The organism is Flagellimonas spongiicola, assembly GCF_023502425.1.
Classification (GTDB): Bacteria; Bacteroidota; Bacteroidia; order Flavobacteriales; family Flavobacteriaceae; genus Flagellimonas; species Flagellimonas spongiicola.
This window is the reverse complement of sequence record NZ_JAMFMA010000004.1, coordinates 168,081-194,330: the sequence shown is the minus strand read 5'-3', so window position 1 is coordinate 194,330 and position 26,250 is coordinate 168,081. Positions and strand designations below refer to the sequence as shown.

At 37.7% G+C, this 26,250-nt stretch carries 29 protein-coding genes and 1 tRNA gene; 8 read left to right on the top strand and 22 right to left on the bottom strand.

Annotation, left to right across the window (positions count from 1 at the left end; all coding sequences use genetic code 11):
* The first annotated feature begins 19 nt into the window (after window positions 1–19).
* The 4 genes from M3P19_RS15725 to M3P19_RS15710 all read left to right on the top strand — a co-directional run bounded on the left by M3P19_RS15725 (window position 20) and on the right by M3P19_RS15710 (window position 4,622).
* Window positions 20–1,264, top strand: coding sequence for a M14 family metallopeptidase (locus M3P19_RS15725; RefSeq protein WP_249658647.1), 1,245 nt, complete (start codon window positions 20–22; stop codon window positions 1,262–1,264).
* A gap of 167 nt (window positions 1,265–1,431) precedes the next feature.
* The gene (locus M3P19_RS15720; RefSeq protein WP_249658646.1) at window positions 1,432–3,240 is read left to right on the top strand and encodes a serine hydrolase domain-containing protein; all 1,809 of its coding nucleotides are present in this window, start codon (window positions 1,432–1,434) and stop codon (window positions 3,238–3,240) included.
* Between the two features lie 2 nt (window positions 3,241–3,242).
* On the top strand, window positions 3,243–4,082 hold the full coding sequence (locus M3P19_RS15715; protein ID WP_249658645.1) for a LytTR family DNA-binding domain-containing protein: 840 nt from the start codon (window positions 3,243–3,245) through the stop codon (window positions 4,080–4,082).
* A 60-nt stretch (window positions 4,083–4,142) separates the two neighbouring features.
* Window positions 4,143–4,622 (top strand): glutathione peroxidase, encoded by a 480-nt coding sequence (locus M3P19_RS15710; RefSeq protein ID WP_249658644.1) that lies wholly within the window; start codon window positions 4,143–4,145, stop codon window positions 4,620–4,622.
* A 20-nt stretch (window positions 4,623–4,642) separates the two neighbouring features.
* Here the strand turns inward: M3P19_RS15710 and M3P19_RS15705 are convergent, their stop codons facing one another.
* From M3P19_RS15705 to M3P19_RS15685, 5 genes are all read right to left on the bottom strand, one after another.
* On the bottom strand, window positions 4,643–5,743 hold the full coding sequence (locus M3P19_RS15705; RefSeq protein ID WP_249658643.1) for a TlpA family protein disulfide reductase: 1,101 nt from the start codon (window positions 5,741–5,743) through the stop codon (window positions 4,643–4,645).
* A 73-nt stretch (window positions 5,744–5,816) separates the two neighbouring features.
* Window positions 5,817–6,848, bottom strand: coding sequence for an AraC family transcriptional regulator (locus M3P19_RS15700; RefSeq protein ID WP_249658642.1), 1,032 nt, complete (start codon window positions 6,846–6,848; stop codon window positions 5,817–5,819).
* A 174-nt stretch (window positions 6,849–7,022) separates the two neighbouring features.
* Window positions 7,023–7,541 (bottom strand): hypothetical protein, encoded by a 519-nt coding sequence (locus tag M3P19_RS15695; protein ID WP_249658641.1) that lies wholly within the window; start codon window positions 7,539–7,541, stop codon window positions 7,023–7,025.
* 88 nt (window positions 7,542–7,629) lie between these two features.
* Complete coding sequence (locus tag M3P19_RS15690) at window positions 7,630–8,091, bottom strand: YybH family protein (protein ID WP_249658640.1); 462 nt, start codon at window positions 8,089–8,091, stop codon at window positions 7,630–7,632.
* A gap of 167 nt (window positions 8,092–8,258) precedes the next feature.
* Window positions 8,259–8,723, bottom strand: coding sequence for a nuclear transport factor 2 family protein (locus M3P19_RS15685; protein WP_249658639.1), 465 nt, complete (start codon window positions 8,721–8,723; stop codon window positions 8,259–8,261).
* A gap of 394 nt (window positions 8,724–9,117) precedes the next feature.
* Here M3P19_RS15685 and M3P19_RS15680 point away from each other — a divergent pair, with 394 nt between their 5' ends.
* Entirely contained in the window at window positions 9,118–10,143 is a 1,026-nt protein-coding gene (locus M3P19_RS15680; protein ID WP_249658638.1) for a helix-turn-helix domain-containing protein, read from the top strand.
* A gap of 72 nt (window positions 10,144–10,215) precedes the next feature.
* Here M3P19_RS15680 and M3P19_RS15675 read toward each other — a convergent pair whose 3' ends face one another.
* The 12 genes from M3P19_RS15675 to M3P19_RS15620 form a co-directional block, all read right to left on the bottom strand.
* Window positions 10,216–10,887, bottom strand: a complete 672-nt coding sequence (locus M3P19_RS15675; protein WP_249658637.1) for a CPBP family intramembrane glutamic endopeptidase — start codon at window positions 10,885–10,887, stop codon at window positions 10,216–10,218.
* 53 nt (window positions 10,888–10,940) lie between these two features.
* The gene (locus tag M3P19_RS15670; protein WP_249658636.1) at window positions 10,941–11,483 is read right to left on the bottom strand and encodes a hypothetical protein; all 543 of its coding nucleotides are present in this window, start codon (window positions 11,481–11,483) and stop codon (window positions 10,941–10,943) included.
* Between the two features lie 163 nt (window positions 11,484–11,646).
* Entirely contained in the window at window positions 11,647–12,471 is an 825-nt protein-coding gene (locus M3P19_RS15665; RefSeq protein WP_249658635.1) for a DUF2911 domain-containing protein, read from the bottom strand.
* 210 nt (window positions 12,472–12,681) lie between these two features.
* Window positions 12,682–12,747: transfer RNA gene (locus M3P19_RS15660), tRNA-Ser, on the bottom strand.
* A gap of 68 nt (window positions 12,748–12,815) precedes the next feature.
* Window positions 12,816–13,955 carry a type II secretion system F family protein gene (locus tag M3P19_RS15655; protein ID WP_249658634.1) on the bottom strand — a complete coding sequence of 380 codons (1,140 nt, stop codon included), beginning with the start codon at window positions 13,953–13,955 and terminating at the stop codon, window positions 12,816–12,818.
* A 2-nt stretch (window positions 13,956–13,957) separates the two neighbouring features.
* Window positions 13,958–14,428: a PulJ/GspJ family protein gene (locus tag M3P19_RS15650; protein WP_249658633.1), complete on the bottom strand. Its 471-nt coding sequence runs from the start codon at window positions 14,426–14,428 to the stop codon at window positions 13,958–13,960.
* Complete coding sequence (locus M3P19_RS15645; protein ID WP_249658632.1) at window positions 14,421–14,741, bottom strand: hypothetical protein; 321 nt, start codon at window positions 14,739–14,741, stop codon at window positions 14,421–14,423. Before M3P19_RS15645 ends, M3P19_RS15650 begins: the two co-directional genes overlap by 8 nt.
* The gene (locus tag M3P19_RS15640) at window positions 14,729–15,976 is read right to left on the bottom strand and encodes a bactofilin family protein (protein ID WP_249658631.1); all 1,248 of its coding nucleotides are present in this window, start codon (window positions 15,974–15,976) and stop codon (window positions 14,729–14,731) included. The genes M3P19_RS15645 and M3P19_RS15640 overlap by 13 nt, the downstream gene beginning before the upstream one ends.
* Window positions 15,977–15,981: 5 nt before the next feature.
* The gene (locus tag M3P19_RS15635; RefSeq protein ID WP_249658630.1) at window positions 15,982–16,440 is read right to left on the bottom strand and encodes a hypothetical protein; all 459 of its coding nucleotides are present in this window, start codon (window positions 16,438–16,440) and stop codon (window positions 15,982–15,984) included.
* Window positions 16,437–17,135 (bottom strand): fibronectin type III domain-containing protein, encoded by a 699-nt coding sequence (locus M3P19_RS15630; protein WP_249658629.1) that lies wholly within the window; start codon window positions 17,133–17,135, stop codon window positions 16,437–16,439. The genes M3P19_RS15635 and M3P19_RS15630 overlap by 4 nt, the downstream gene beginning before the upstream one ends.
* Entirely contained in the window at window positions 17,132–17,848 is a 717-nt protein-coding gene (locus M3P19_RS15625; RefSeq protein ID WP_249658628.1) for a hypothetical protein, read from the bottom strand. Before M3P19_RS15625 ends, M3P19_RS15630 begins: the two co-directional genes overlap by 4 nt.
* A gap of 73 nt (window positions 17,849–17,921) precedes the next feature.
* Window positions 17,922–21,362, bottom strand: a complete 3,441-nt coding sequence (locus M3P19_RS15620) for a T9SS type B sorting domain-containing protein (protein WP_249658627.1) — start codon at window positions 21,360–21,362, stop codon at window positions 17,922–17,924.
* A gap of 325 nt (window positions 21,363–21,687) precedes the next feature.
* Here M3P19_RS15620 and M3P19_RS15615 point away from each other — a divergent pair, with 325 nt between their 5' ends.
* Both M3P19_RS15615 and M3P19_RS15610 read left to right on the top strand, forming a co-directional pair.
* Entirely contained in the window at window positions 21,688–22,755 is a 1,068-nt protein-coding gene (locus M3P19_RS15615; protein WP_249658626.1) for a hypothetical protein, read from the top strand.
* Between the two features lie 66 nt (window positions 22,756–22,821).
* Window positions 22,822–23,070, top strand: a complete 249-nt coding sequence (locus M3P19_RS15610) for a hypothetical protein (protein ID WP_249658625.1) — start codon at window positions 22,822–22,824, stop codon at window positions 23,068–23,070.
* A 99-nt stretch (window positions 23,071–23,169) separates the two neighbouring features.
* Here M3P19_RS15610 and M3P19_RS15605 read toward each other — a convergent pair whose 3' ends face one another.
* Entirely contained in the window at window positions 23,170–23,421 is a 252-nt protein-coding gene (locus M3P19_RS15605; protein WP_249658624.1) for a helix-turn-helix domain-containing protein, read from the bottom strand.
* A 116-nt stretch (window positions 23,422–23,537) separates the two neighbouring features.
* On the opposite strand from M3P19_RS15605, the gene M3P19_RS15600 reads away from it, so the two are divergent.
* A complete protein-coding gene (locus tag M3P19_RS15600; RefSeq protein WP_249658623.1) occupies window positions 23,538–23,945 on the top strand; it encodes a hypothetical protein in 408 nt (135 codons plus the stop codon).
* A 110-nt stretch (window positions 23,946–24,055) separates the two neighbouring features.
* On the opposite strand, the gene M3P19_RS15595 is transcribed toward M3P19_RS15600, so the two are convergent.
* The 4 genes from M3P19_RS15595 to M3P19_RS15580 form a co-directional block, all read right to left on the bottom strand.
* Window positions 24,056–24,607 (bottom strand): hypothetical protein, encoded by a 552-nt coding sequence (locus M3P19_RS15595; RefSeq protein ID WP_249658622.1) that lies wholly within the window; start codon window positions 24,605–24,607, stop codon window positions 24,056–24,058.
* 137 nt (window positions 24,608–24,744) lie between these two features.
* A complete protein-coding gene (locus M3P19_RS15590) occupies window positions 24,745–25,146 on the bottom strand; it encodes a hypothetical protein (RefSeq protein WP_249658621.1) in 402 nt (133 codons plus the stop codon).
* A 61-nt stretch (window positions 25,147–25,207) separates the two neighbouring features.
* Window positions 25,208–25,465 carry a hypothetical protein gene (locus tag M3P19_RS15585; RefSeq protein ID WP_249658620.1) on the bottom strand — a complete coding sequence of 86 codons (258 nt, stop codon included), beginning with the start codon at window positions 25,463–25,465 and terminating at the stop codon, window positions 25,208–25,210.
* Window positions 25,466–25,794: 329 nt separating this feature from the next.
* Window positions 25,795–26,229 carry a hypothetical protein gene (locus tag M3P19_RS15580; protein ID WP_249658619.1) on the bottom strand — a complete coding sequence of 145 codons (435 nt, stop codon included), beginning with the start codon at window positions 26,227–26,229 and terminating at the stop codon, window positions 25,795–25,797.
* Between the last annotated feature and the right edge of the window lie 21 nt (window positions 26,230–26,250).

The window sequence follows — 26,250 nt, the reverse complement described above, 5'->3', positions numbered from 1 at the left end:
CATTCCTAAATTCAAAATAATGGTGAAATCAACACTCAAACAGTCTTTGGGTTGTGCCTGTATTATCTTATTTCTCGTTCAGTGCAACGCACCGAAAAAGGTAAAATTCGAAGACCCTGTTAATACCAAGGACAAAGCAATTACAAGGCAACAGAAGAAAACATACAGTTTTGATCAACCAAAGGTTTGGATCAGTAACGAGTTTAATGGAGCTCGCTTGAATAATGCTGTACAAATCAATGATTCAGTAATTGAGGTACAAATCAATCCTGAAAACACACCCATAAACAAAAGCCCATATTTTGCTTTTAAGGTTTGGTCTGATCATCCGTATTCCCTGTATATTAAATTCCGTTACCCTGAAGGATTCGCGCATCGTTATGTTCCTAAGATAAAATCACAAGGCAATTGGCAAAGGGTGGATAGCATCCAATTTCAATCGACCGAAGAGAGCGCTTTGCTTCAATTGAATATAGATAATGAACCTAAGATTATTGCTGCTCAGGAAATCAACTCCACTGCAGATGTAAAAGAATGGTACTCCCAAAATATTATCAACGGCAATGAAAATATTGTTCACGAATTCTCTGCCGGCACATCCGTTTTAGGCAAAAACCTACCTGTTTTGGACATTTATTCGGGTAATCCTGAGGATAAACCTTTGGTTATTCTAATGACCCGGCAACATCCGCCAGAAGTTACAGGTTACTTTGCCTATCAACATTTTTTGGAGACCATAGTTTCCGGTACGCCTTTGTCAAAGGAATTTCTTGAAAATCATAGGGTGTTGGCATTTCCCATCTTAAATCCAGATGGGGTTGATATGGGTCATTGGCGTCATAACGCCAACGGCATAGATTTAAATAGGGATTGGGCCAAATATCGACAAGCGGAAATTAAGCAGGTTGTTTCCTATATCACTAAAATCAGTAAACAGGATAACAACAAAATCGTTTTGGGTATGGATTTCCATTCTACCTACGAGGACGTGTTTTACACCAATCAATTGCGTAATACCACTACCCTACCGAATTTTGAAAATGATTGGTTTGCCCTTTTGGAAAAGGAAATATCAGGTTATAAAGTAAACGAAGCTGCGGGAAATAGTACCAAACCTGTTTCCAAAGGATGGTTTCTATATGGGCAAAATGCCACAGGTATCACCTATGAAATTGGAGATGTTACGCCGCGCAAACGGATAGCTGAAATTGGTGAAAAGTCAGCAAATGCAATGATGCGTATTCTTCTTGGTGGTAGTCATTAACCGTATCTGCTGTTTCCAAAAAAGTAGGTTTGACCTATCTGTTTTCTACATTGAAGTTTGCGATTCACTACGTTTCACCGCAAAATACATATCGTTTCACATAGTTTTAATGTTGTTTCAACAGTTCCGGTTCGGAATTGTTCGTTGTTTTGGGAAAAACATCAATCATGAAACGAACAGTCAAAACAAATCAAATCAGAACTTCAGAAAAAAACAAAACAGTATCTCTAAAATTCCTATTGTGTAACGTAGTACTTGTACTCTTGCTTTATGCTACAGGATGGTCCCAAGAAAGCCACTCAAAAGGTGGTACTTATCAAAAATCACTTGCCGATTTTGTTACCAAGAAAATGAAAAAGCACCATATTGTTGGGGCCAACGTCACTTATGTAAGGAACAATGAAGTCATACTGAATCAGGGTTTTGGTTATGCTGATTTGGAAAATCAGGTGCCAACAAACGTAAATACCACCTATCCTATTGGTTCCGTATCCAAAGTGGTAACATCTACTGCAGTCCTCAAATTATATTCTGATGGTGTAATCGATATTGACAGAAAGTACACGGATTATGTTCCAGATTTTGCAATGAAAAAGCACTTCGATGGTCCTATCGATTTTACGGTCAGACATTTGCTAGCACATTATGCAGGTCTGCCCCGAGTTCGTGGTAAAGGGTTTTTAAAGCATTCGGACCGGCCATTGGACAGTCTATTGGCTGACTCACGCGACGAATACCTTATCGCACCTGCTGGCAAAGTGTATCAATATTCAGATTGGGGAGTGGACTTGCTGTCGTTATTAGTTCAAAGAGTTTCCCAAAAACCATTTGAAACTTATGTGGAAGAGGAAATCTTCAAACCATTGCAAATGAAAAATTCCAGTTATCGGGCTTTAACTACAAAAGGTTATATGCGGGGTGTGGAAACAAAAACCTACGAATTCAGTTATCCAGGTTCGGATGGGGTATATTCTACTTCAGCGGATCTAGCGAAGTTATGTTCAGTTTATTATTCCCAAAACCAAAAAAGTGGCCCTGAATTTATTAAACCTGAAATCATAAAAGAAGCATTGACCCATCAATTTGTGGATGCACCAATGGCCTATGACACCCAAATTGGACTGATGTGGGAAATTAGACCATTAAATGGCTTTAGTCGCGTAAAAAAAGCAGGGATTCATGAACCCTTTTACACTTACATCTTCTTCGTGCCAGAGCAAAATTCTGCGGTAATTGTATGTAGTAATTCCAATGCTTCCAGTAGCTTTCACTGGGATGTTTGGTCCAAAGCATTTTCAAACATGTCTTCTACTTTGGGTTTAAAAGGCGGGCAAAGTCCAAGTAAAAAAGAGCGACTAACCGGAAAGACAACCCTTAGTCCATCCCAAATGAAAGAACTTGAAGGTAATTATAGTACAGATTTGGGTATATTGAACTTAAAGGCAAATGGGAAAAAATTTGATGCAACGCTTGGGTTGGATAAACAAAAAGGGGTTGCCACTCCCATGGCAGGAAACCTTTTGAAATTAGCTGTCAAGATGATGGGGATAAAAATTCATGCAATGGATATATTCTGGGACAAAATTGACAATGAAATTGTTGTAGGAGAGCAATATAAAAGCGGAAATCGTAATATAGGAGGTGCTAAAATCATGGCTGATAAAATTCCAGATTCTTGGTTGAAGGCAGCTGGCAATTATTCTGTAATCAATTATGAAACGAAGGATTACAAAACCATTGATAAGGCGGAGTTATTTGTCAATGATTTTGGAGTTTTGGAAATGCGTGTATCCTTGACCTATCCTAGCAAAACGACATTTCAATTAGGTCTGTCCCCCATTTCAGAGAATTTGGCCATTGTTCCCGGTTACAATTTTGAATTTTTTGGCGGTGAAACCATACAGTTGTTCAATACCAATGGAACCATGGAAATTAAACTGTCGGGGTATACACTGCGCAAATCAAATAAATCGTAAGAATGGCTTTTAATATGTTGTTCAATGGAAATAAAACGGATGCTTCGCAGCCTCAGGAATTGCTATTCAGGAATCCGTACATCTGGTTGATCACGATTTCCATTACAACCCTTAATTTTTTGATTACTTATAACTTAAGAAATGCTAATGTCAACTATATATACTTCTATCTAGTAGATATATTGACCACTTATCTTATTATAGATTTTTATGCTATTGGGATTGCAATACTGAACAGAAAAGCGCCTTTAAATGGAGATTTTACCAAAAGAATAACCTACCAATTTACGGTTCACACCTTGGCGGTGGTCTTGTTCAGTGTGCTGATCAACGAATTACTGGACAATATATTCTTTAGTGGTAAACGATTGTCTCTTTCTTTCGAATTCTATACGCAGGACACTGTTCTATCCTTAATTTTCGCATTGTTATTCCATTGCCTTTATATTGGATTGTATCTGCTGGCGGGAAACAAGGCTCCTAACCGTGAAGACAAGCGGAATATCAAGGTGTTTCACGGTATGGCCAATAAGATGGTTCCTTTAAACGAAATCGTATGCTTTTACACATCATTAGGGAATACCTACGTGATAACCAATGATAATGATAGATTCCATACGGATCTAACGTTAACTGATTTGGAGCAAATAGTCAGTCAAGAATTCTTTAGAGTAAATAGGCAATTCCTTATTCGTGAGAGAATCATTGATTCCTATCGAAGTATTGAAAACGGTAAAATAGAAGTGCAGTTAAAATCAAGAGGTAATGCAGAATTCGATAAGAGCATTATTGTAAGTCGAGGGAAAGCATCCACTTTTCGAGCTTGGGTTACAGCTAATTAAAAGCAAACTATCTTTGGTTGCTCAAAAATTTGGGTATTTAGGCAATAATCCATTTAAACTATGATGAATTCATCACTTTACGACGTCTCGATAAATGCGCTAACAGGTAATCCAATACAGCTGTCCAGCTTTGAAGGAAAGTACATTTTATTTGTCAATGTTGCCTCGGAATGTGGTTTTACACCCCAATATAAGGACTTACAGCACCTAAGCGATACGTATCCAAATTTGGTAGTTATTGGTGTTCCATGCAATCAATTTGGAAAACAAGAACCAGGTAATGCGAATGAAATTCAGCGTTTTTGCGAACGCAATTATGGGGTGGATTTCTTGATAACGGAGAAAATTGAAGTTAAGGGAAGTAATCAGCATCCATTGTATCAATGGTTGACCAAAAAATCCAAAAACGGAAAAAAGAGTTCCAGTGTTAAATGGAACTTCCAAAAATACCTTGTGGATACAGAAGGAAAGCTCATTGATTATTATTATTCGATAACAAAACCAATGAGCTCAAAAATCACAAAGCACTTAAAAGGTTAAAATTTAAAGGGCTTTTGCATTTATTCAGAAAGCAACTGCTTAACCAAGGTGTCTAATCGGTTATCCGTTTCTTCTCCATGGTATCCGATAAACATATCCCTAACAACACCCTTTTTGTCCACTACCAAAGTTGTTGGCCAATTCAATATACCAAACTCCTTCCCTATTCGTTCCGCATCAACGGTGGGGTAAGTAGCATTCAGCCGTTTCATAGTTTTGGCTGGATTCCTTTTTTCAAAATAATTCATGCCCAGAATTTGCAAACCAGAATCACCAAATTTCTGATCTAGTTTCACCAATCCAGGTATAGCTCTAATACAGGGGGGGCACCAAGTTGCCCAAAAATCCAAGACAACTACGTTTCCTTTGAATTGGTTGGAATCTACTTTACCACCAGAATGATATTCTGACGACCAATTAGGTACTAAATACCCTTTGGTTGGAATAACAACACGCTTATAATCGGCCAAATCAGGAGCATTAAAATCAATTCCTGCACTTGCTATCGTAGCGTTTATATTGGCCTTTATTTCCGCGTTTTTCCATCCCTCTCGCTTCCAAGACACGTTTATAACTGAAAAATTATCCCCATTTACAACGATTGTAAACGATTCGCCATTTGCAGCACATTTAAGATTTAGGTTGCCATTGATATGTTCAACAACCAAGTTGGACTTGTGCTCAAGTGTAAACCTCAGCGCATTATAGGTAAAGATGGGTGATTTGATAAATGCTGTTTCCAGGGCGTTGTGAATATTTGGACTGTACAAATATTGTCTTGTTTGATTATTGATGTCTAAGTATCCACCCTCATTTAAAAAAATATTGACCGGTCTATCCCTTTTTCCTAAGATGTCCTTGATTTTGTGTATTCCTACTATTCGAATGGTCTGGTACTGAAAATCTTCCCCTGGAGACCATTGGATTTTTACTGTGCCATCGAATTTACCTTCGTTTTTAGCGCTTCCTGTTCCAAAATAGGAAGTTTGAAAACCCGAGGCAGCATTGGTTTTATAAGTTGAAACAACTTTACCCAATACTTCCACATTATTGTTGCCGTATAGGCTGATACCCGAAATACATACAATTACGTATGTCAAGATTAATTTTAAATTTCTCATGTTTTTTGATTTGATGATCAATACTATTGAGAAATTTCCATTCAAAAGTCCAATTATACTTTCTTGGACGATATTATTTAATGGTATGATTTCGCCGAAAACGCGAAGGGGAAACACCTATGCTCTTTGTAAAGACCAAATTAAAGGTTGATTTTGCCTGGAATCCTGAGCTATACATAATTTCCTTAATGATTAAACTTGGTTCGTTGATAAGCAATTCTTTAGCTTTTTGGATTCTGTAGGTGTTTAAATAATCTTTAAAGTTTTTATTGTAATGTTCATTTATAGCCTGGGATAAATGCAATGGATCTGCGTCAAGTTTGGCAGCTGTTTCGTTCAATGTTAAGTTAGGCGATAGATAAGGCTGCTCATCAATCATCAAGTTTTGTAATTTTTGGATCAATTGAGTTTTCCTTCTATAATCTAAAGTTGAATATGCATATTTGGTTTTGCTATTAAAAATAAGAGGTTTCGAAAGTCCAAAATATACCATGCCGGATACATAGATCAATTGAAGAAGTAAGCCAGCATATCTAATAGTGAACATTAGTTCAAATTGATTAAGCAAAGCACAAACCAATTCCATAGCAAACGTAGCGAGTAAGAGTGCATATCCCCAACTTAAAAAACGCATCCAGCTTTTCAATTCTCGCATATAGTTTTTGGAGCGAGCATCCTGAATGGTTTTAATACTCAAAGCCAAATAGAACATGTTATGGGCAACCACTAGAATGGCCAAAAATTTCCATAACGGTATATTCGCGAAAATAGGGGTAGCAGAATTGACCAGCTCAATGCTCAGCACCAATACTGCCGGCAAGAAATGGAATGGTGCTAATCGTGTTTTACCATCAATCCTTCCACAAATTACCTGAACATACCAAAACAATAATGGACCATACAAATAGCTTATAAATTGACTGAAATTTGTTCTATCCGTAAGGATGTCAGACAACATCAATATTTCAAACACACTGGAACAAAACAACGCTCCTATAAACAACGTAAATACATTATTGTGAGGAAGTTTTTCCTTGCGGTTGATTAAAAAAATCAACAAAATAAGGATAAAGGAAGCAAAAATGGTTTGTATTTGAAGCTGCATCTTTTGTGAAATATCTATGAGAATTTACATCCAAAAAAATAATCGCTACATCAGTTCCTTTAAAACATGCCGACGTACTTATTCAAATTTTCCAGTAAACTCTTTATATCATAGATACGTGCACAAAACTTTTGTTACAGTATTAAAGTTAAAATCAAATAAAAGAGTAACCCATTAATTATTAAGATAGATCTGGGGTATTTCGGAGAATGAGCCATTATCACTAAATATGGTTGTATGGATCAACCAACCTTTTTCGGGGTCTTTTACCAATTGAATGGAGTTTATTCCGCGAATTTTCAATTCTTTTTCACCTGCTTTGATAACAAATTCATAGGTACTGAAACGATTTGCTATTCCTCCGTAAACATTGGTGGTGCTACTTAGTTCTTTTTCTACGAAGGAAGTAACCTTGTTTTTCTTGAACATTTCAGCATTTTGTGCCCTAAATTCTTTCTCGTTGAACATCTGAATCCCCCTTTTATCCACTATTCCTATGATTGCGTCCGAATAATGAATAGCGTCCAAAACCGTATCATTTACACTACCCCCGTCAATAAATGATATTGACTTATACATTTTGTCTATTAGATTATCTATTGCCTTTCGATCTTGCTCTTGGTTTTGAGCAAAAAGGTTAATACTTAACAATAGACATGACAAGAAGCATGCAGGATTCTTTGATATTTTCATCTTAAATTATGTTTTATATTTTAAAAAAGAACACCTCGACCAGTATTGGATAAGGCGCTCTTTGATTATGATTTAATAGCACTCAAACTTACTTTTCAGTTCTTATGGGCCGATCGTTATACATATCCATTATCAGCACATATTTCCCATTTTCTTTGCGCCAAACATTCATGTATTTGAAGGTTAATTCCATATCACTTCCCTGATATTTGAATTTAGAAACACCGTTACCTGTCTCATAAATCATATTATTGTTCTTTTCAATAGTTACAGGCGTCATTTCAAACCCAACTACATCTAAATAGTTTAAAGTTTTTTCCCAGTACATTCTAATCGCTTCCTTACCCACAAGGATTTGGTCAAAATTATCAGGCAGGTACCTAGCACCTTCACTATACATAGACATGATACCGTCTAAATCACCTTTCGGAATCATTTCCTCCATCCGATTTCCAAGTTCATGAACTAGTTTATTCAATTTTTCATCGGATGATTGTCCATAAAAGGTAATCCCCATAAGCATAAATAAAAGTAAAGACAGTTTTTTCATAATGTTAATTTTAATCGTTCTGTTTTTGAAAATATTCTTAGCAAATATTGGCCTTTGCAATTTTTCAAAAGCTAACAAAAGACTAAAACCTATTCGGATTTGATGAAACCGTACAACCCTTATTCATTCAGTAAAAAAAATTAACATCCGAATTTAACAGTTCAATACTAAGAATGGTCCGTAATGATAAACCATTGCTTTCCGTGCTTTTTCATTATAACGGAGAACCATCCATCAAAAGGCTCATTTCTGTCTTTGAGTTTTAACCGGAATCTTCCGGTAACAAAACACAAACGTTTACTTAATAGGTTAAAATCAAAATCATGAAAACTTAATTCACCCATTTTTCCTTTAGGAAAATGTTTTATATACCTGGCCAAAATGTCATCATAACCAGTAGTAACCCCATTACTGGTCACGGCTTTTAGATTGTCCCACTTTGAATATGCGTTCATGTAGCAATCCAGATCTTCTGCATTCCAACAGTTTTTTTGCCTTTCAAAATTTTCAAGAATCCTTTGCTGGTATTTAGGTTGTCCTTCATTGCTTTGAGAAGTACGTTGTGCAAAGGAGACTGTTGTGCTAACGGATAAGACAAAAACTAAGAATAACCGTCCTTTCATTTTTTTCATTGATGTATCATTTAATTAAAAGTTACAATTGGGATTAAAGTTTAACTGCAAAAAAACCCCAGCGTATTGAAATGGTAATTTCCACAAACATTCATTAACAATACGTGGAGCATCAATAGTACTGGGGATTCATCAAAATCTGAAAATCAAAAATTAAGGCATACTCTTCTTTAAAATACGCCGCAAATTTTAAGCAAAGAAGTATATATTTTTTATGGGTATGTACTGATTTCGAGAATCCGGAGATGATAATTGAAGAAAAAACAATAGTACAAAGCCCTTATGTCCAAAGTAAAGCTAAATTACTTGTCCAGATTCATTGAATCTGAATATTGTTTTTACTAGCAAAAAAAGATCATTTGTAAATTAGTAACTGCCTTTATCATTTTGAACAATGGAAGAGTATGTAATAGTTTTGATAGCCACCTTCTGTTTTATGGCCATAATCAATTGTATCTTTCTGATTAGGGTGATTATTCTAAAACAGCCGCTTAGTAGACTGGGTAATCTTTTTTTGATTCTCATTGTATCTGTTTTGACCTTAAAGGTGAGTAATACAGTCCCTTACTATTTTTCCGATCAAATAGCACCTTTAGCTTTTACATTTGGCATAGTAGGCAAGTTAGTTTTAGGACCATTATTGTTTTTTCTTATTCAAAGTAGTCAAACTTCAAAATTTCCATGGTTTAATAGTCTTCACTTTTTACCAGCGCTGATTGTTTTGTCCATTGGCTGGAATTTCGAATTTATTCCATTGCTTTTGGTTTCCAATGTTTCCACCCTCGTTGTAGGTGTCTATATAGTGCTTTCTTGGTATACTTATTATGCCAATTCTTCCAGTACTGCGCCCGACAAATTGCAGATAGAAAAACCAGTGTTAATCGGTACTTCCATTATTTGGATTTCGTTCGTAATTCATTTTTTATACTATGATCTAACAAATTACATTATTGGCACATTTGTGTCAGTTCTGGTTTTGTATTGGATAAATTATTGTATGATCATCATTACATTGAAAAAGAACAATACCAAGAAAACCAAAACGGTATCACCCAAAAAAACCAAGTTAATCCTATCCCTTATTGATCAAAGTTTTGTTGAAGAAAAGATTTATCGAGACCCGAAATTAACATTGAACAAGCTTGCGGAACACATCAACCAACCAGTTTATGTAATCTCCATGGTGATCAACAAAAGCTATAATAAAACATTTCCAGAATTTGTAAATCATTATAGAGTGGAAGCTTTGAAAAAGGAATTGATGAAATTCAGCACCACAGGGTATACAATTGAAGGGATGGCCTATAGCGTAGGCTTTAACACTCCTTCTGCTTTTTATGCTGCTTTTAAAAAAGAGATAGGGGTCACCCCTCAACAATACATTTCACAACATCTCAATAAAATTGAGAATTGTAATTAGTCATTATTACTGCATCATAATTACGCTAAGAAATTCGCAGCAAATAAAGACGACTCCAGATAATTAATCGTCTTAATAAACTCCTGGATATGTGCCGAAGTAAATCATTATCAACGCCATTGTATTTGATACACCATGGGCAACTATTGGTATCGTAAGTCTTTTATCAAAAAGCACAAAAACAATGCCTAATAACATTGCATTGATACCTTCCATAACCCAACCCGATAATCCTTGTTCTGTATGTCCCCAACCAAATAATACACTGGATAAGATAATTGCGACTACCCAAGCTATTTTGGTGTTACCGAAAATTGTAGCAATTCTATTCATTAAAAAACCCCTAAAACAAATTTCTTCTCCAAAAGCGCCTAAAAGCCAAGAAATCAATAGGAAAATCACAAGCATTGTGGCGTTCCCTTTGATATCCGATAGCTGACTCAAGTCAGGTGAAGTTTCAAAAAATTGATTTATTGCAGGCGATAACGTAAAGATGGCCAGGGATTCCATGAATATTCCAATAATCGCACCCAACGCTATCTGGTTCCATAAGGTGGATTTTTCTACGCGCAGCCCTATTGATGCAATGGACTCTTTTTTTAATCTTAAGATTAAAAATATAATTGGAACTAAATAGATGGTTTGTGAAATGGGAAGTATTTCCGTGGCATCCAAAATCACGATGAGAACAAAGAGAATTATTTCCGATACGAGAATAAGTTTATTATTTTTAATAGTTTCCATTGGAGTGTATATATTAAATATTTGATAGTAGTTCTCCGAGAGCTATCTACAAATTATTTTCGTACAACCTCAATAATGGTGTAATCCTCAATCCAAGTTTCCCCATTGTCCATGGAAATATCGGATTTCCATTTAAAGCTATCCATTGCAATGTCGAAGAATGAAATGCGAAGTTTTTGATTTTCATTCATTCCTGGAAACCTTCCAAAGAAAGTGATACGTCCATCATCTTGAAAAACAGGGTCACCTAGAGGATACCAAGCAGGATTTAGGGCGTCAAAATATCCCATTACCCATTTGTTCTCTTTTTGATTAAAAGCTCTTGTGGTCATTCCAAAAAATACGGGTTGACCTTGCGGTCCATGTATCTTGAATTCTTCAACTATAGCAGTACCATCCAAGGCATATTTCCCTGACCAAACACCTGTATATTCTGAATAGGTATCTGGGCTGCTGAGCGTCTTGCCTTTAAACACAAAATCTCCTATCAAAAAAGAAAATTTTTCGATTGGATTGGTTTGGGCAGTCAATGGAGTACTACATATTGTAAGTAGTAATGTGACTAAACAAATAGTCTTGAATTTTGATTGAATCATGTTTTTTGCTTTGTGATAATGAATCGTCAATCTTATAATATTTCCGATGCATCTAGGTTCTGATTCAATAAATCAAGAGAAATAATGAAGTCGAACCCATCAATCATTGCTTAATAACATAATCAATGGGTCCGAAAATCACCAAACACCTCAAATAAATTCGTTATAGATTTCGAAGTTCCTCCTCTGTTTTGGATTTTTCTTCATGTTTACCAAGCTTTTCCAGAAGTCTAATTTTGGTTCTTAGGTTCCATTTGTTTTTGTTGGCAGCGTAACCTTTTAATCCTCCATTTATGGAACGATTCACCCATACTAAAGCTTCTTCAAGGTTCGTATTGTTATTAAGACACCAACTTGCAGCATCGTTCCAAGCTTCCCAACGGTAAGTATTCAATCCTCTAAGTTCACTTCTAAAACTCTCTACGACGGTCTTGTTCAAATCTACCTCAACTTTAAATGGAATCCGTTTTTCGTCCCATTCCAAACCAATGACCAAACAATTTTTTGTTCGCTCAAGAAATTCGAAGTCCAGCTGTTCAGATTTGGTACAGCTTTCGGCTTTTACCTTTATTTTCAGGGAAACATCCTTTGCTTCATCCACGTAATAACTTCCCCATTGGTGATGATTATGGGCAAACATAACAGTGTAAACATCGTCGTCAGGTATAATGTGAATCCCATAAGTTCCGGCCTTAAGTTTATGGTTTTCAATTTTTACATCTGTACTGAAAGAGATGGTGGTATTCATATTCGCTCCAGCGCGCCATGGAAATGGGTTTCCCTTCTGCGGTACTATACTCGGGTCGTTCCAAACATCTCTGCCCTTAACCAGCGGGGCACTATAATCCACTTCAATTTCTGTTATTCCTAGCAGTTGTTTTTCAATAACCCTAGGACTGGCATGAGGTCTTTTTAAGGTATGGAATTGGGCAATCAAATAGTTGCCGATTAATAGGAATGCTACAATGATGGATAGTTTTGTTTTCATGTCTTTGCTTTGTTTTGACATCAAAAATCCATCTGTACATCTTAGCTCGCTTCCTGTTTGATTTAAACAGGAAGTGGTTTATAGCTATTTTAACATTTATGCAAGTTAATATATAACCCATGGCCCGAAATCGAAATGCTCAGTATTAGGGAACGAAGACATGGAACAATGAAACAAAAAACCTCAGCATTGCTGAGGTTTTTTAAGTTGTGATCTCGGAAGGATTCGAACCTTCGACCGTCTGCTTAGAAGGCAGAATTACTTATTTATTAAATCATTGATAATCTGTATTATAGATATATAAATTGAATATGAAGTCCGAAATAAGTCCGGAATTTATGTCGCTATCCCCCCAAAACAGAACTCAATCTAAACATTGGTAAGTACATGGAAACTAATATTACACCAACGAAAAATCCAATTACAACAATGATTATAGGTTCCATTACAGTTGAAAGCATCTTGGACTTTTGCTGAACTTCTTGTTGATATTGAAGGCTTAGTTTATCAAAGATATATTCCGTTTGGTTGGTTTCCTCTGCAACTTTAATCAGGGAAATCATCCGGTTGTCAAATAACTTTGTACCCTTTATACTCTCATGAAGGCTTGAACCGGAAACTATTTTTTGTTCCATGCTATTTAACGCCTTCTGAAGTGGTTCAAATGCAATCATACGTTTTACCATTTGGATACTATTCAGCATAGGCACTTTGGAAGCAGTCAATAATGCGACCGTTTGTGTAAACTGTGCCAGGTAAATGGTTCTTATAAACTCACCTATAAAAGGAAGTCTTAATAAATATGCATCCTTTTTACCTTTAATACCAGGTTTGTTGAAAATCGGTTTGCGGAGTACAATTAGTGTTATTAGTCCTAAAAGTAAGATCCATCCAAAGTCCTTGATAAAATTGGATGCAGAAATAATCCAAACCGTGATAGATGGCAATTCCACACCATTCTGTTTAAAAATGTCCTCAAACATTGGCACTACCATCCGTAACATAAAAACTACTACTAGGATGGCTGTTCCCAAGATAATCATCGGATAGGTCAAGGCGTTCATCAAGTTTCTTCTTTGCTCATTTTTTTGGGCAAAATAACGTCCCAGTTCTTCCGTGATCTTTATTAAATTCCCGCTCTCCTCTCCTATTTGGACCGAATACTGCTCATATTCCGTAAATTCATTTCGTTTGGATAGGATTTCAGCAAAACTGTATCCAGAATCCAACTGCTCCAACATGCTTGAATAAAATTGGCGAAGCTTGTCTTTCTTTTGGTTCTCCCTGATCAGGTCAAGCGCCTCACGTAAATGGATTCCAGCTTTTAACAATACTGCCAACTCACTGTAGAACGATTCCTTTTTTTTGGAACCATAGAAGTTTCCAAAAAGGGAGATTTCCTTTTTTAGAATGTTATCCAGCACATCCTGTTTTGGGCTTTCAGAAGAAGATGCTATGACGGATTGTTCCAGTTTAAATCCCATACCTATTGATTTAAGTAACTACTTGCCGCATTGGTTTTGTAAACCATGATACGTTGATTTCCATCATTTTCTGTAAAGGACAAATCCAAACCATCCAATTCCCCATATTCTTTTTGTAAACCATTGTAATAAAAATGTTTGGTTCCAGTTTTTAAATGAAATGTATCAGAGTCCTTAACAATGTAACTTTCAAACCACTGGTATCTACTGGTTTGAAGCTGATTTCCAAAGATCAATTCATCATTGTCGGCATCATACCATACGCCATCATAACTATTAAAATCTATCCACAGGCTTTGACGCAACAAATTGATTTCGGTTTGCGTTTCATAAACCCCGCTGATACCATGCATTTGGCGCTGTACCAATTGCAGAACGGAAAAACCCATGCCTATCACAATACTTGTGATCAAAAGGACCACCAATAGTTCGTTTAAAGTAAACGCCTGTATTTTCCTTATCCCGTTACTCATACTTACGCTCAATTTGAATACCCGATTCTTGTTCAGGGTGCACCGCTGAAAAGGTCACTTTATTCCCTTTGCTATAAACCTCAATCTCCCACGAATCCAATTCATCGTAATAGGGCAATTGTAGGGTTCCATGGTCCACTTTATACTGTAACAACATCAGTTCTTGTTTTACCAGTTTATCATTTTTGCCTTTTGTATTGGCAAACATGGAGTTCATCAACATACTGGACATTAAAAAGATCACCACAATCAAAATGGTAGCGACCAAGGTTTCCATTAATGTGGATCCTTTTATTTTCTTTAGTACAACCATTTCATGATTTGGTTTGGTTTTTCTCCTGAATAACTAAATCCTGCATATGCAAGTGGCAAAGCTGTACCATCCAGTCTACCATTAAAAAGATAGTTTTGATAGGCGTTTCCATTTTCCATGGCAACAAAGGCGTCCGTCGAAGCCGAACCATGTATTTTTCCTTTTACTTCCAAATTACCACTGCACATCACCTCCCCCAATACCACTGCATCTTCACCGATGTAAATATTTGCCTTGGTTCGAATAGGTTCCAGATTGGACTGATATATCACCGAACCACGTACCTCTGAACGTCTAGCTATAATTAGGTTAGGGTTCCTGCTTTCATTTGCAGCCACAGTTTCACTGATGACCAATACACTTGGATATTCCAAAAGACATCCTTTCCCAACACGAATTTCTTGCGAAGCAATGGCTTGAAAATTCCCTGTTACATTATCCTTTATTTCAATTTTAGGGGCCATCAAAACGACATCATGCAATTGACTTGTAGTCGAAACCACTATTTTATGACTAGCTCTGACTAAAATGTGTCCACTCAACTTTACGTCCTCAAGATTCACCTCACTACCGTTAATAATTTTTATCGGATCTTCAAAACTTTGCGCTAAAATCAGTCCCCGTTTTAATCGAATGGATTTACCCTGGGCTTCAAGCCGGTTTTGAGCATATAAATCAAGCTGTTTTTGAATGGCATTGTCAAGAAGCGGCAGGCTTTCCGTGCTTCGTGTCTGTTTCCCATACACCAGCTGTGACCCAGAATATCCTTGACCCCGAATATTGCCTCGTTTGATTCCCCTTTTTGGAAGTTGCACGTCGCCTCGGATTCTTGCATCACCAGCAATAACCATTGGACGCTGATTTTCTTTTAAGTACAAGACAGGTCGTTCCAAAATGGTTTTACCAACAAACCCCAGTTTATTGAATTCCAATGCTCCTTTTTTGGCCGCTGCATTCCGAATTTCAAGCAAACCCCAATAGGATTTGGTGACTGAAACAGTAATGTCGGTGGATTTTGAAATATTGTGTTCAACGGATTCCCCTTCAGTAAATTCAGCAGTAAATGAAGCATCCAATCCCTCTTGGGCAGCTTGTACAAGTTCAACGGTGACATCCGCTTTCTTCTTAAATAGAACTTGGGTATAGGAAATCAAAACAAAGGCCATTAGCAATACCGCGACAATCGCACCTACAAAGAGCACAAACTGAAGTGCGCCAGCCTTTATTTTTCGCATCGATTTCATTGCACCAATTGAACGGTTTCCGAGATACCATCATAACGTACACGGATGCTCGTGTTATTCCCAGAAAGTAGTTTAACACCATTTTCTTCTTGTCGCTTGGACATTACGAATTGTTGTCCATCAATAGTCACAAAAAACAGGGCACCTGAATTATCAGTTGCCGAAACACTTCCGGAATAAACAATGTTCTTTTTGACTTTTGGTGGTTGTTTGCTAACTGTTTTTTTCTTCTTTGTCTGGGATTTGGGAAATGTTCCTAAAAAGGGATCTCGATAATTAGCAATCAGTTGGAAGGTATCTTTTTTTATGTTTTGCTTAGGTAATTCTACCGTTGGTTGTTCAAGTTTTTCAGCTTCCATATCAGGAGATAGGGCACCTACAACCTTAACACCGATAAGGCCCCAGATAACTAGGACCACAGCTAAAAGCACATATGTTTTTGCTTGTTTGCTCAATTGCCAATGGTGAAGTTAAATGTTGTGCTTATTGGACTTTCGTTCCCAGCAGCATCGTAGGCTCTGACTTGCCAATAGAATGTCCCATCCGCTAGGTTTGCCGTATATGATTTATTGGCCCCTAGACCTTTGGTCTGTAGGGTCTGTAGTGATTCGTCTGAATAAATAAAAATGCTGTCGCGCTCTGCCGTTCCTGAAACATCCGTACGGGTCCATGAAAAATTGACCTCACTTTCTGCTTGGGTGGTTCCGTTGGCGGGTAATACAGGTTGTGGTGTGTTGGGCGCAATCACATCCAAATCTTCATCCCCATTGACCTGAAAACCATTCACGGTATAGGTGGTTTCAAAACCGCTATTCAACGCTTTTACACGCCATTCATAATTCCCATTCAACAGGTTTTGGTCAATCCGTGTTCGTACCTGATCCAATGAATCCACTTCTACCAAACTATCCAATACCAACTGGGTGGCATTTTCAAAATCCGGAGTCGCAATTTGAATTTCATAGGCTGTAGCGTCTTCCACTTCCTCCCAATTCAATCCAATTGCATTTACGGTCAGTACGCTGCCGTTAACGGGTGCCAATACCTGTACAGTTTGGTTGGATATATCCGGAACTTCCAAGATGTCCTCACAAGCCAGAATACCCAGCACTAAGCCTAAGACCGAAATTTTCAAGCCTATACTTTTCATAGTTTTAAATACGATTTAGTAGTATCCAATTTATCAGGGTTCTTTTCCGTTGCTCCAGGGCATTTTTTTCCTTCTAAAATAATTGCCGCAACTTCCAATTTCGATTGCCGGTTTTGTTTCCAACAGATTTGGGAGGTTTCAAAATCAAAGACTTCCAAGGAATCCATCGGAATCTCCAAATACTTTTGCCCTTTATGGGCTTCCAATAGCAAGGAACCATGTTCTTCTCGTAAGAAGAAATGTCTAGATGTACGCAATAGCAATGTGGTTTGTTCATCCGCCCGAAACGAAATCCCCGTCAATAATGCCAGCTCGGAATCATCTTGCAAGTATTCTTTGAGGGATGCATTGTGCACCGCATTTAATTGGGATTTAAGTCCAACCAAATCACTTATCCTTAATTGAAAATATTTGCCTGGAATTACTTTTATAGAATCATTTTGTGCTGATACCCCTTTCCCTTGGGTCTCTTGATACTTCGTATACTTGGCAAGCATTGCATTGGAGAAATCAAATTCGTTCAAGGCAACTTCCAATTCGTTTTTTAAATTGGGTTCACCAGCTTTAACAAAGTCTTTTCGGAGCAAGGTGGTAGCTGTTTTTCCCACCGATCCCAGACAAGGAATCCGTGTTTCCACCTTTTGTAAGTTTCGCATTGGGCTGCATGCTACCAGTAGGAGCATCCCTAGCAATAGGGTAATTGTAGGTTTCATGAGTAAGATTCTGTAGATAGTAAACGCTTTTTTCCTAAAAGTGTTGTACGAAAAAAGCTAAGTAAATGGAAATTTATCGCTTCAAACTGAAATGCCCCGTCAATACCTCACCTTCTCCGTATTCAAAACGGAACCAATAATCCGATGAAGGCATCATATTTCCAAGATAGGTACCATCCCATCCAATACCCCTTGGTGCTATTTCCCGGAGTAATTTACCCATTCGATCATAAATAAAAAGTCTGGAATTGGGAAACTCATCGGCTCCAATTACATTCCAGGTCTCGTGGATTCCATCTCCGTTGGGGGTAAAAAATCGCTCGTAACCCATGGCAACGACTTCTTGACTCAGAGTTCTACAGCCGAATGGATCACGTACATAAACCGTGTGTCTACCAGGAAACACGACAAATTCATTACTGGATTGATAATTTTGGCCATCCAAGGAATACTCAAAAGTACCTATGCCAATAGCATCGATAGCCAAACGTATATGATCAGAAATTCCTTGGGTCTCCACCGTAAAACTATCCGGGGCTCCTGAGGAAACTACCTCAAATTGATGGGCGTTGGTACAACTGACACCATTCTGCGTAGTTGAAACGGTTAAACTATAGGCTCCCAATGCTGAAAATGATTGCGACGGGTTGGTCCCTATAACAGTTCCTATGCTATCGCGCCATTCATAAGATTCAAAGAAGCCCGCATCAATGGTAAGGTCCGGACTATCTGGGCAAATCACATAGGTATCCTCCAAATCCATTTGAGGTAAGGCATTGATCAAAATGGAAAAGGATGTTGTAGCAAAGCAATCCGGAAATTGCGGATTGTGCACACGAGCGTAAATTTCGTCCTGAAATGAAACATTCCAATAGGCAGTTTTTGAAACTGGATTCGTATTGTTCAAAGCATTCTGTTCCGAATCAAAATAGAGCACCTCGTAGGTGTTTTGATCTTGACCATTTAAAACCGTAGCGTCTTGCTGCGACAAATCAAAGGAATAGCTACCTGTTTCATCCACATCACAACTGATAATATTCGCGGGTTGGGCTGCTGTTGGTGTATCAAAAACACGGAGTTCAAATTGTCCAACATCGTAACAATTGGGGTTGTTGCCACTTTGCAAACGGAAAAATACAATTTGCGGATTGGTTGTATTACTAAACGAATTACCCAAAGGGTTTTGTGCTAATTCTGCATCGGTTTGGGAGCTATGATACGTTACTGAAGCACCTACTAACCCAGATTGAATCTCGTTGGTCTTCTCACTCAAATCAAAGGTTTGTACCCCATCATTATCCATATCACATATCCACCAATCGGTAACCTGGGGTGCCACAGGGGTATCAAAAATATGAAGTTGGAAAGTGGTGGTATCGTAGCACAATGGATTTGAAGCATTGGCCAAACGTACAACTATGATTTGCTGGTAATTGTTGCTTTGGTAGTTAGTGGGTAGCGGATTTGTTCCAGTGTCAGCGTCTGCTTGGGAGGTATGATAGGACAAATCCAAACTTGCTGGGTTCTGCGTACCCAATACCTCAGCTGCCACTTGGGTCAAATCAAAAATGGCGCTCCCATCATTATCTGGATCACAAATTTCCAAATCAACAGGGGTGTGTGCCACTACCTGATCAATGACCTCAATAGTAAAACTTCCAGTTTCATAACAGTCAGTATTCGTTGTATTTTCCAAACGAAAGTAAATCGTTTCAACCGGTAAGGTGTTTGTATATGTTGTTCCCAACGGATTCGTCCGGGTGTCCGCATCTGCCTGCGATGCATGGTAACTAATCGAAAATGTGGCCGGGTTCTGCCCATTTAGCACTTCCGTAGCCTTGGTGGTCAAGTCAAAGGCATAGAAGCCATCGGCATCATCATCACAAACCGTCCAATCCGTTACAGGATTTAGTTGCGGTTGCAAACTCAAATTCACCATAAAATCCGTGGTGGCATAACAACTGCTGTGATTTCTATTGGAGATCCTGGCAAATAGCTGATGACTCGCCAGGCCAATGGTATGCATTGTGCTTACCGCATTTGTATTGTTATCTGCATCCAATTGGGATGTAAAATAGTCTACCTCAAAGGTTGCGGCCGATTGTGTTCCCAATACCTGGCTATCAAAGCTTGTTACATCCAAGGCATAGGCATTAGTGGGGATGCAGAGATCCAAATCCGTAACTGTATTGGCCACTGGGACTTCATAAATGGTAATTGTCTCCGTTTCCGTTCTTGTATCTGAAGCTGTATTTACGGTCACATTTACGGTATAGTCCCCAGGGGCGGCATAGGTATGCGATGGATCCTCCACTGTAGCCGTATTTCCATCACCAAAATCCCATAAAATGGAAACAATGGGTTCATTTACGGTAATATCAAATTGAGTAGCATCTCCCAAACAGAAATTTCTACTTTCAAAATTGACCAGAAAAAAACTTTGTATAAAGGGCGGTAGTCCAATATTACTAATCCTACCTCCAAGATTTATTGCACGATTCTGATAATCACACCCAACACCAACTACATTCGGATTGTTGATAACGCTTAAGGTCGTACCAGCCCATTCCGCAATATAAATTTTCCCATCTATTCCCAGTTGCATGCCAAATTCCCTAAAACGCGTTGGGTTGAGCAACAATTGACTGGCTCTAATATCCGGAGCGTTTAGATCGTATTGGAATATTGAACTCGCTTCCATGGATAGATATAATATTTGACTGGAAGGGGAAAATTCGATACCATAGGGTGATCCCCCATCAATTAGACGAGTTGGATTGCTAACTATTCCTGTTGCTGGATCAAAATCGAATAGTTCAGCACCAATTTCTTTGTGACAAGCAGCCAATTTGGTGCCATCAGGCGAAACTTTTATGTAACCAATCGCGCTGAACACATTGCCGCCAGACAAATCAAATCCAGCATTGCTGGTAACTGGTGTTGTGTTTACACCTGCCGGGGTAATCAAGTAGGCCAAGAACGCATCGGAGTGCCATGCGTGGGTTATGACCCAAATATCCCGTCCATTGGCATGTTCTACAGCTGTGAGTTTTTCAGTAGCTGGAGTTACAAGCGGTGTGTTTTTAACCGTGACATTCCCAAGTCCACCGTCTAAGGTCATGTCTACTTCTGAGTAATTGATCCCTTGTGCCCCTGCTTGAAAATCTGCGGTGAAAACATAGAAAATATCTGGGTCATTGGGTTTGGGCACTATAATACCGGATTGGGATGAAGTACTATTTCCAAAAAGTCCCGTACCATTGGGCATGGGTGTATGGTTTCTGTTCCAAACCGTTGAGCCGTCAGTATAAAACATCAGGTTTCCCGCAAAATCTGAAATGGTCGCACAACCTTCCTGTGTATTCAGGGCACCATCTAATAAAGGTACCGGGGTTCCACTTCTAAAATCGAGGCCCGCATTTTCTCCAAAATACCAGATGGAAGCTTCTAATTGTGCATGAATTTGGGCAAAACTAAGGCACAAAACAAGTGCGCAGAATATTCGTAGGTTCAAGTAGGTAAAGTTGACAAGTTATTTCAGAATTGAATGTACGAATTTAACGCTGATGTCAAAAACTTATTCTGTGTAATGCATTATTACTTGGTGAACGGATTTTTACTTTTTAAAAATGAAATACTCCCATCAGTTTTGTTTACATGTAAAGATTGATTGAGTTTAAAAGTAGGGTTGTCATTCCTAGAAAACCCATCCTATCCAATTAAAGGAAATCCATGTTAATAAAACTTTAATAAGTCTCATAATTCGTACACGGTATACGCACTTTAGATTGATAATTTTAACAATCAGCTTAAACCTAATCAACCGCACACCAAACTAAATGAGGCTATTAGCACCGATCATTACCCTTCTTAGCTCCATCTTAGGAATCATAAGTTTTGCCAATAGTACCTTCGGTGAGTTGGATGCTCCACAAAGAAACATCGTATTTTTTGTAGTACTTGTTCTGTTCATTACCGGGATGTATGGGGTGTTCCAAATTTGGCGGGATAAAAAGATACACCAAAAACATGTGCAGGCCACTTCGAGCATCAACCAAGCCATATCCCGGCTTATTTATGATTATTCGGAAAAAGAACTGGAAGACAATTTTGAGGAATTGCTCAATCATTTTTCAAAAATCTATTTCAATCTCAAGAAAGTAGAATGTGTGTTGACCATTAAAATGGTGGTTGAGAACGACTTGGTCACCATAGCGCACAGCAACAACAAACCCACCCTAAAACGCGAATGGTATTACAAAGGAAATTCACTTCCGTTGAATTTGGCCATTGGTACCTGTACGGATGTTGGCACCATTTTTGGGAATTTTGATACCAAACCGCCTCGAGAAGTCTATTATTACGCCAAAAACCTGTTGAAAGAAATAGGCTTCCATCATCCAGCCATAAACGATATTAAGTTTGGGTACAAGGAAAAGGTTGACGCCGAACCTTGGTATATGCCCAATTATTTTAAACGGGAACGCAATTGGCCCTTGAAGTACAAGAGCACCATTGTGGTTCCTGTAACCCCTATGGTCCCTAAAGACCAACAACGTGAGAGTAATGATAATGGGATCATTGGCCTATTATGCATTAATGCCAATGCCGTAGGCGTTTTTAATGAAGGATTTGACCTGCATATTATGCAGATGTTGGCGGAGGTGGTACGCACTTTCTTTATTGCCAACACCAAAGGGGAAGAACGACGTAAACGTTTAAAAGAATTGTTACAGGCAAACAAAGATTATGCAGTAGAATTAGGTAAGGCCCAACTGGAAATTACCGCCTTAAAGAAACACATAACCCAACTGGAAAAGCAGTTGAAAGAGAAGTTAAATGCAGAGCAGCAATGGAAGTATGAAGATTCTAAGGAAAAGCATACCCCAAAGGAGAAAAAGGAGTAACTAAATTGTTGTTAAACCAGGCTTGGGCCAATTTAGTTTTGGATATAATTGTATACTAATAAGAATATGGGAGAATTAAAGATTGAAATTGATTTGCCCGAGGATGTATCTGAATCCCGTATGTACGAGGTGGAAAGACGCATTAATGGCAAGCCGGACCGTATCAATATGTTTGTGTGGTCCAAAGATGACATGCGCCCGGACCAATTGACCAATATCAGGGATTTGGAAGTGGTTGCAGAGGAAGTAGTGGTGAAAAACAAAATCACTTTCCGTTCTTTTCTTGACTTTTTAGGATTGTCCTTTTATCCGTAAGGTTAATGGGTGAAAGGTATGGGTTTAAGGTGAAGGGTGAACGTTTGATGGGTGTAAGGTAAAAGAGTGCTAGGTAAAGGGTGGACGAGTAAAACGCCTTTACTTGGGTTCTTCTTCGTTAAATTGAAAGAGTGCCGACAAGGGAACTTCCAAAGCTGTAGCAATCCTGTTTAGGGTGACTAGACTAGTATTGTTTTCACCACGTTCAACACGACCTACTTGGGTTTTAGGAATATCCGCATCAATAGCCAACTCAAGTTGAGACATACCTTTTGCTTCCCTAATGGCTCTTATTTTCTTGCCTACTTTGCTAACTATGGCTAAATCTTCTGGTTTGTACTTTCTATACACGACCCCAAAATGACACCTTTTCGAGTTCTTTAAGGTCACATCGTTGTGCTTTTTAGGTAGAATGCTTATTTTTACCGCCATCCCGGCATAACCCCAGAAACTTAAAACCAATGGTTATGCCCCTTCCTATTTTACCTACCCTATGTGATTTTTTAAGACCCAATTGCACGGATGTGCTCCAACTTACATTTGCTTGCTTGGATGTTGAATTGGTGGACCGTCCTGAACCGCGATCCAAAGTGACCCGGCGCAATTGCCATTTGTACTTTTACGCTACCAAAAACCAGGATCGGGTAAAGTTGCGCATCGTGGACAATCTGGCCTTTCCATTTACCCTACAATTTGAAAAGCCTCAACACTATGGACACTACACTTCCACTACCCTCATATTGCCCAAACCGTTACAGGATGGAACTTTGGAGATAAATGCGGACTCGCTTGTATTGCATTTTACCATTACTGCCCCAAACAGTAAAAGTCTACGGGTACGGCATACCTATACTCAGCTTAAGTTTGCGAGATAAAAAAACAGCAACCCATAAAGGGTTGCTGTTGTTGGTTTTCTACACAACTGGTTGAAAACTAGCGGTAGCTCAATATTAATTATTAATTGACCCTCTTTAATTATCACTAATCAATCGCATAAATTCTCTATTTCCATTAATTGTTTATTTAAACCCTTCAGAACTTTATATTTACTAATGTTCGATTTGCAAAAAAAATACGTCCTTTCATCTTTAGGATATTCTTTTGTGGAAAAAACATATGCCTTGTCACTTTTCTTCAAAAAACTTGAATCAAGTTTCTTAAAATTACTCATGACTTCCAAAGTCTTTCGATTCGTTCTCTTTTCTGGATCCATCCATAAAAAAAGTACTCCTTTATTTATCCTATAATCATTGTACAATAAATCAGATTTTGAGCCAATTGTATCATACTGTGTCATAGGATAAGCATTGGTAATAGGACTAATAAAGATTTGATGATACGGCTCTTCATTTGAGCTTTCTTTTATTAAAATATTGACATTAAATACTTTATGCCTTTTTGTTACTTTATTTAGGTTAGAGAAATCCAAAATTGCATTATAGCGAGCATCTACAACCGAATTTCCAGTTTTTAAATGATCTTTATAGCTTGAACATGACATAAAAACTACCGTAATCAAGATAAACCATACGCTCATGTTCCTATTAATCATTTGTGAAATCCTTTCTACCATTTTTGTTTCTTATAATAAATTTAATCTTACCTAAAGGAGACTGATTAGTTAAGTTCTCCCCCGCTACCGCAAGATTATATCTTGTGGTAGCGGGGGGCAAGCTAATGGAAAAAACTTTCCTCTACACCATAATATCCACCACCAATCTTTTCACATTTATCCAAATAATTCAACAAAATATCTTCTTCCACAATACCTCTTGCTCCAAAGTAGCTAACTTTATAATCATCTTTATGAACTAAAATAATCACTGGTTCGCCTTCGTGGACCATATAACTAGTATTTAATTCATACCCCATATCAGGCCTTTCTTTATCCAAATTGTAGATAAAGTGAATACTAGATTTAATAACATTCTTAAAATCTGTTTTCCTTGTTGTTTTTATAATGATACCTTGAACTTCAGAGAAGTCCTCATCATTATAATCCTCATATTTCTTTTTTGTTTGCCCTTCACAACATAAAAAAATAAGGGATAACAGAACAAACCAGGTACTTCTCATAAGGTAATATTTAAAATTAGTCGCTTCCAAATGTATATCCCCCGCTAGTAACAAATTGAAGTTAGACGGGAATATCTTTTATTAGATTAATTACCACAGAATCACTTGTCACATTCCTAAGCTTTTCCTCAAACGAATTTTTAAATGATTCCGATGCAAGACCATCTATTATTAGTTTGTATTCAGTTACCAGTTCATCGATTTTCCACCATACTTCAGACTCAATTAATGGTTCAGAGGCATTTCTATTATCATGCACATAACCATCATAGAAACCTTTATATTTTCTATAAATATCAACTTTTCTCTTATCTATCATAAACTGTTTAATAATGGAATATTATATCCCTAACATTTTTGTTATTTATAAGGTCCGGGTATTCATATTCGCCCCATATATTCCTAATAGTTGATGTTTTACCTTGAAAAACTAACTTTACCAGAAGCTACCTAACCGCTACCTCAAGATTATATCTTGTGGTAGCTCTCAATTACTTAAAACTTAACCCAAAAAACAAATCGCTAGAGTATTTTCACAAAAGATTCATTGTTTCCATTACTCCACAAAAAAAACAGCAGCTCAAAAAGAACTGCTGTAGTTGGTTTTCAAGACCACTAGTTTAATTCTAGCCGCTACGAGAATGAATATTAATTACTTGCCTCAACCAATTTTTCATAAAGCTTATCAGCTTCAAGATATGCACCTAAATATGATTGAAAATTACTCCCACGCTTTTGCTCTAAAAAATTTGCAATAATACCTTTAGTAGGGTGTTCCAGAAAGTTAATTACATATTTATTGCTGTCAGAATAAATATAGGCATTACCAAGTGTACTAGCTCCATGTATTTTATTTCCTTTGGATAGTTCACTTGAATGGATTTTTTCTATGCTTAGTTTAAAGTTATAAATTCTTGATTCATCTAGTAAGGTAGACAACATTGCTGATTTTGCAGATAGTTCTACTTTTATGCTATCAACGACTATATCCTCAAATAGTAACTTGCTAGATTTGCTATTCTGTGATTTCACATTACATGATGCCAGAGTTATGCTCAATAAAAAAACAAATAAATTTCTCATTACAATAGATTACTAATTTCC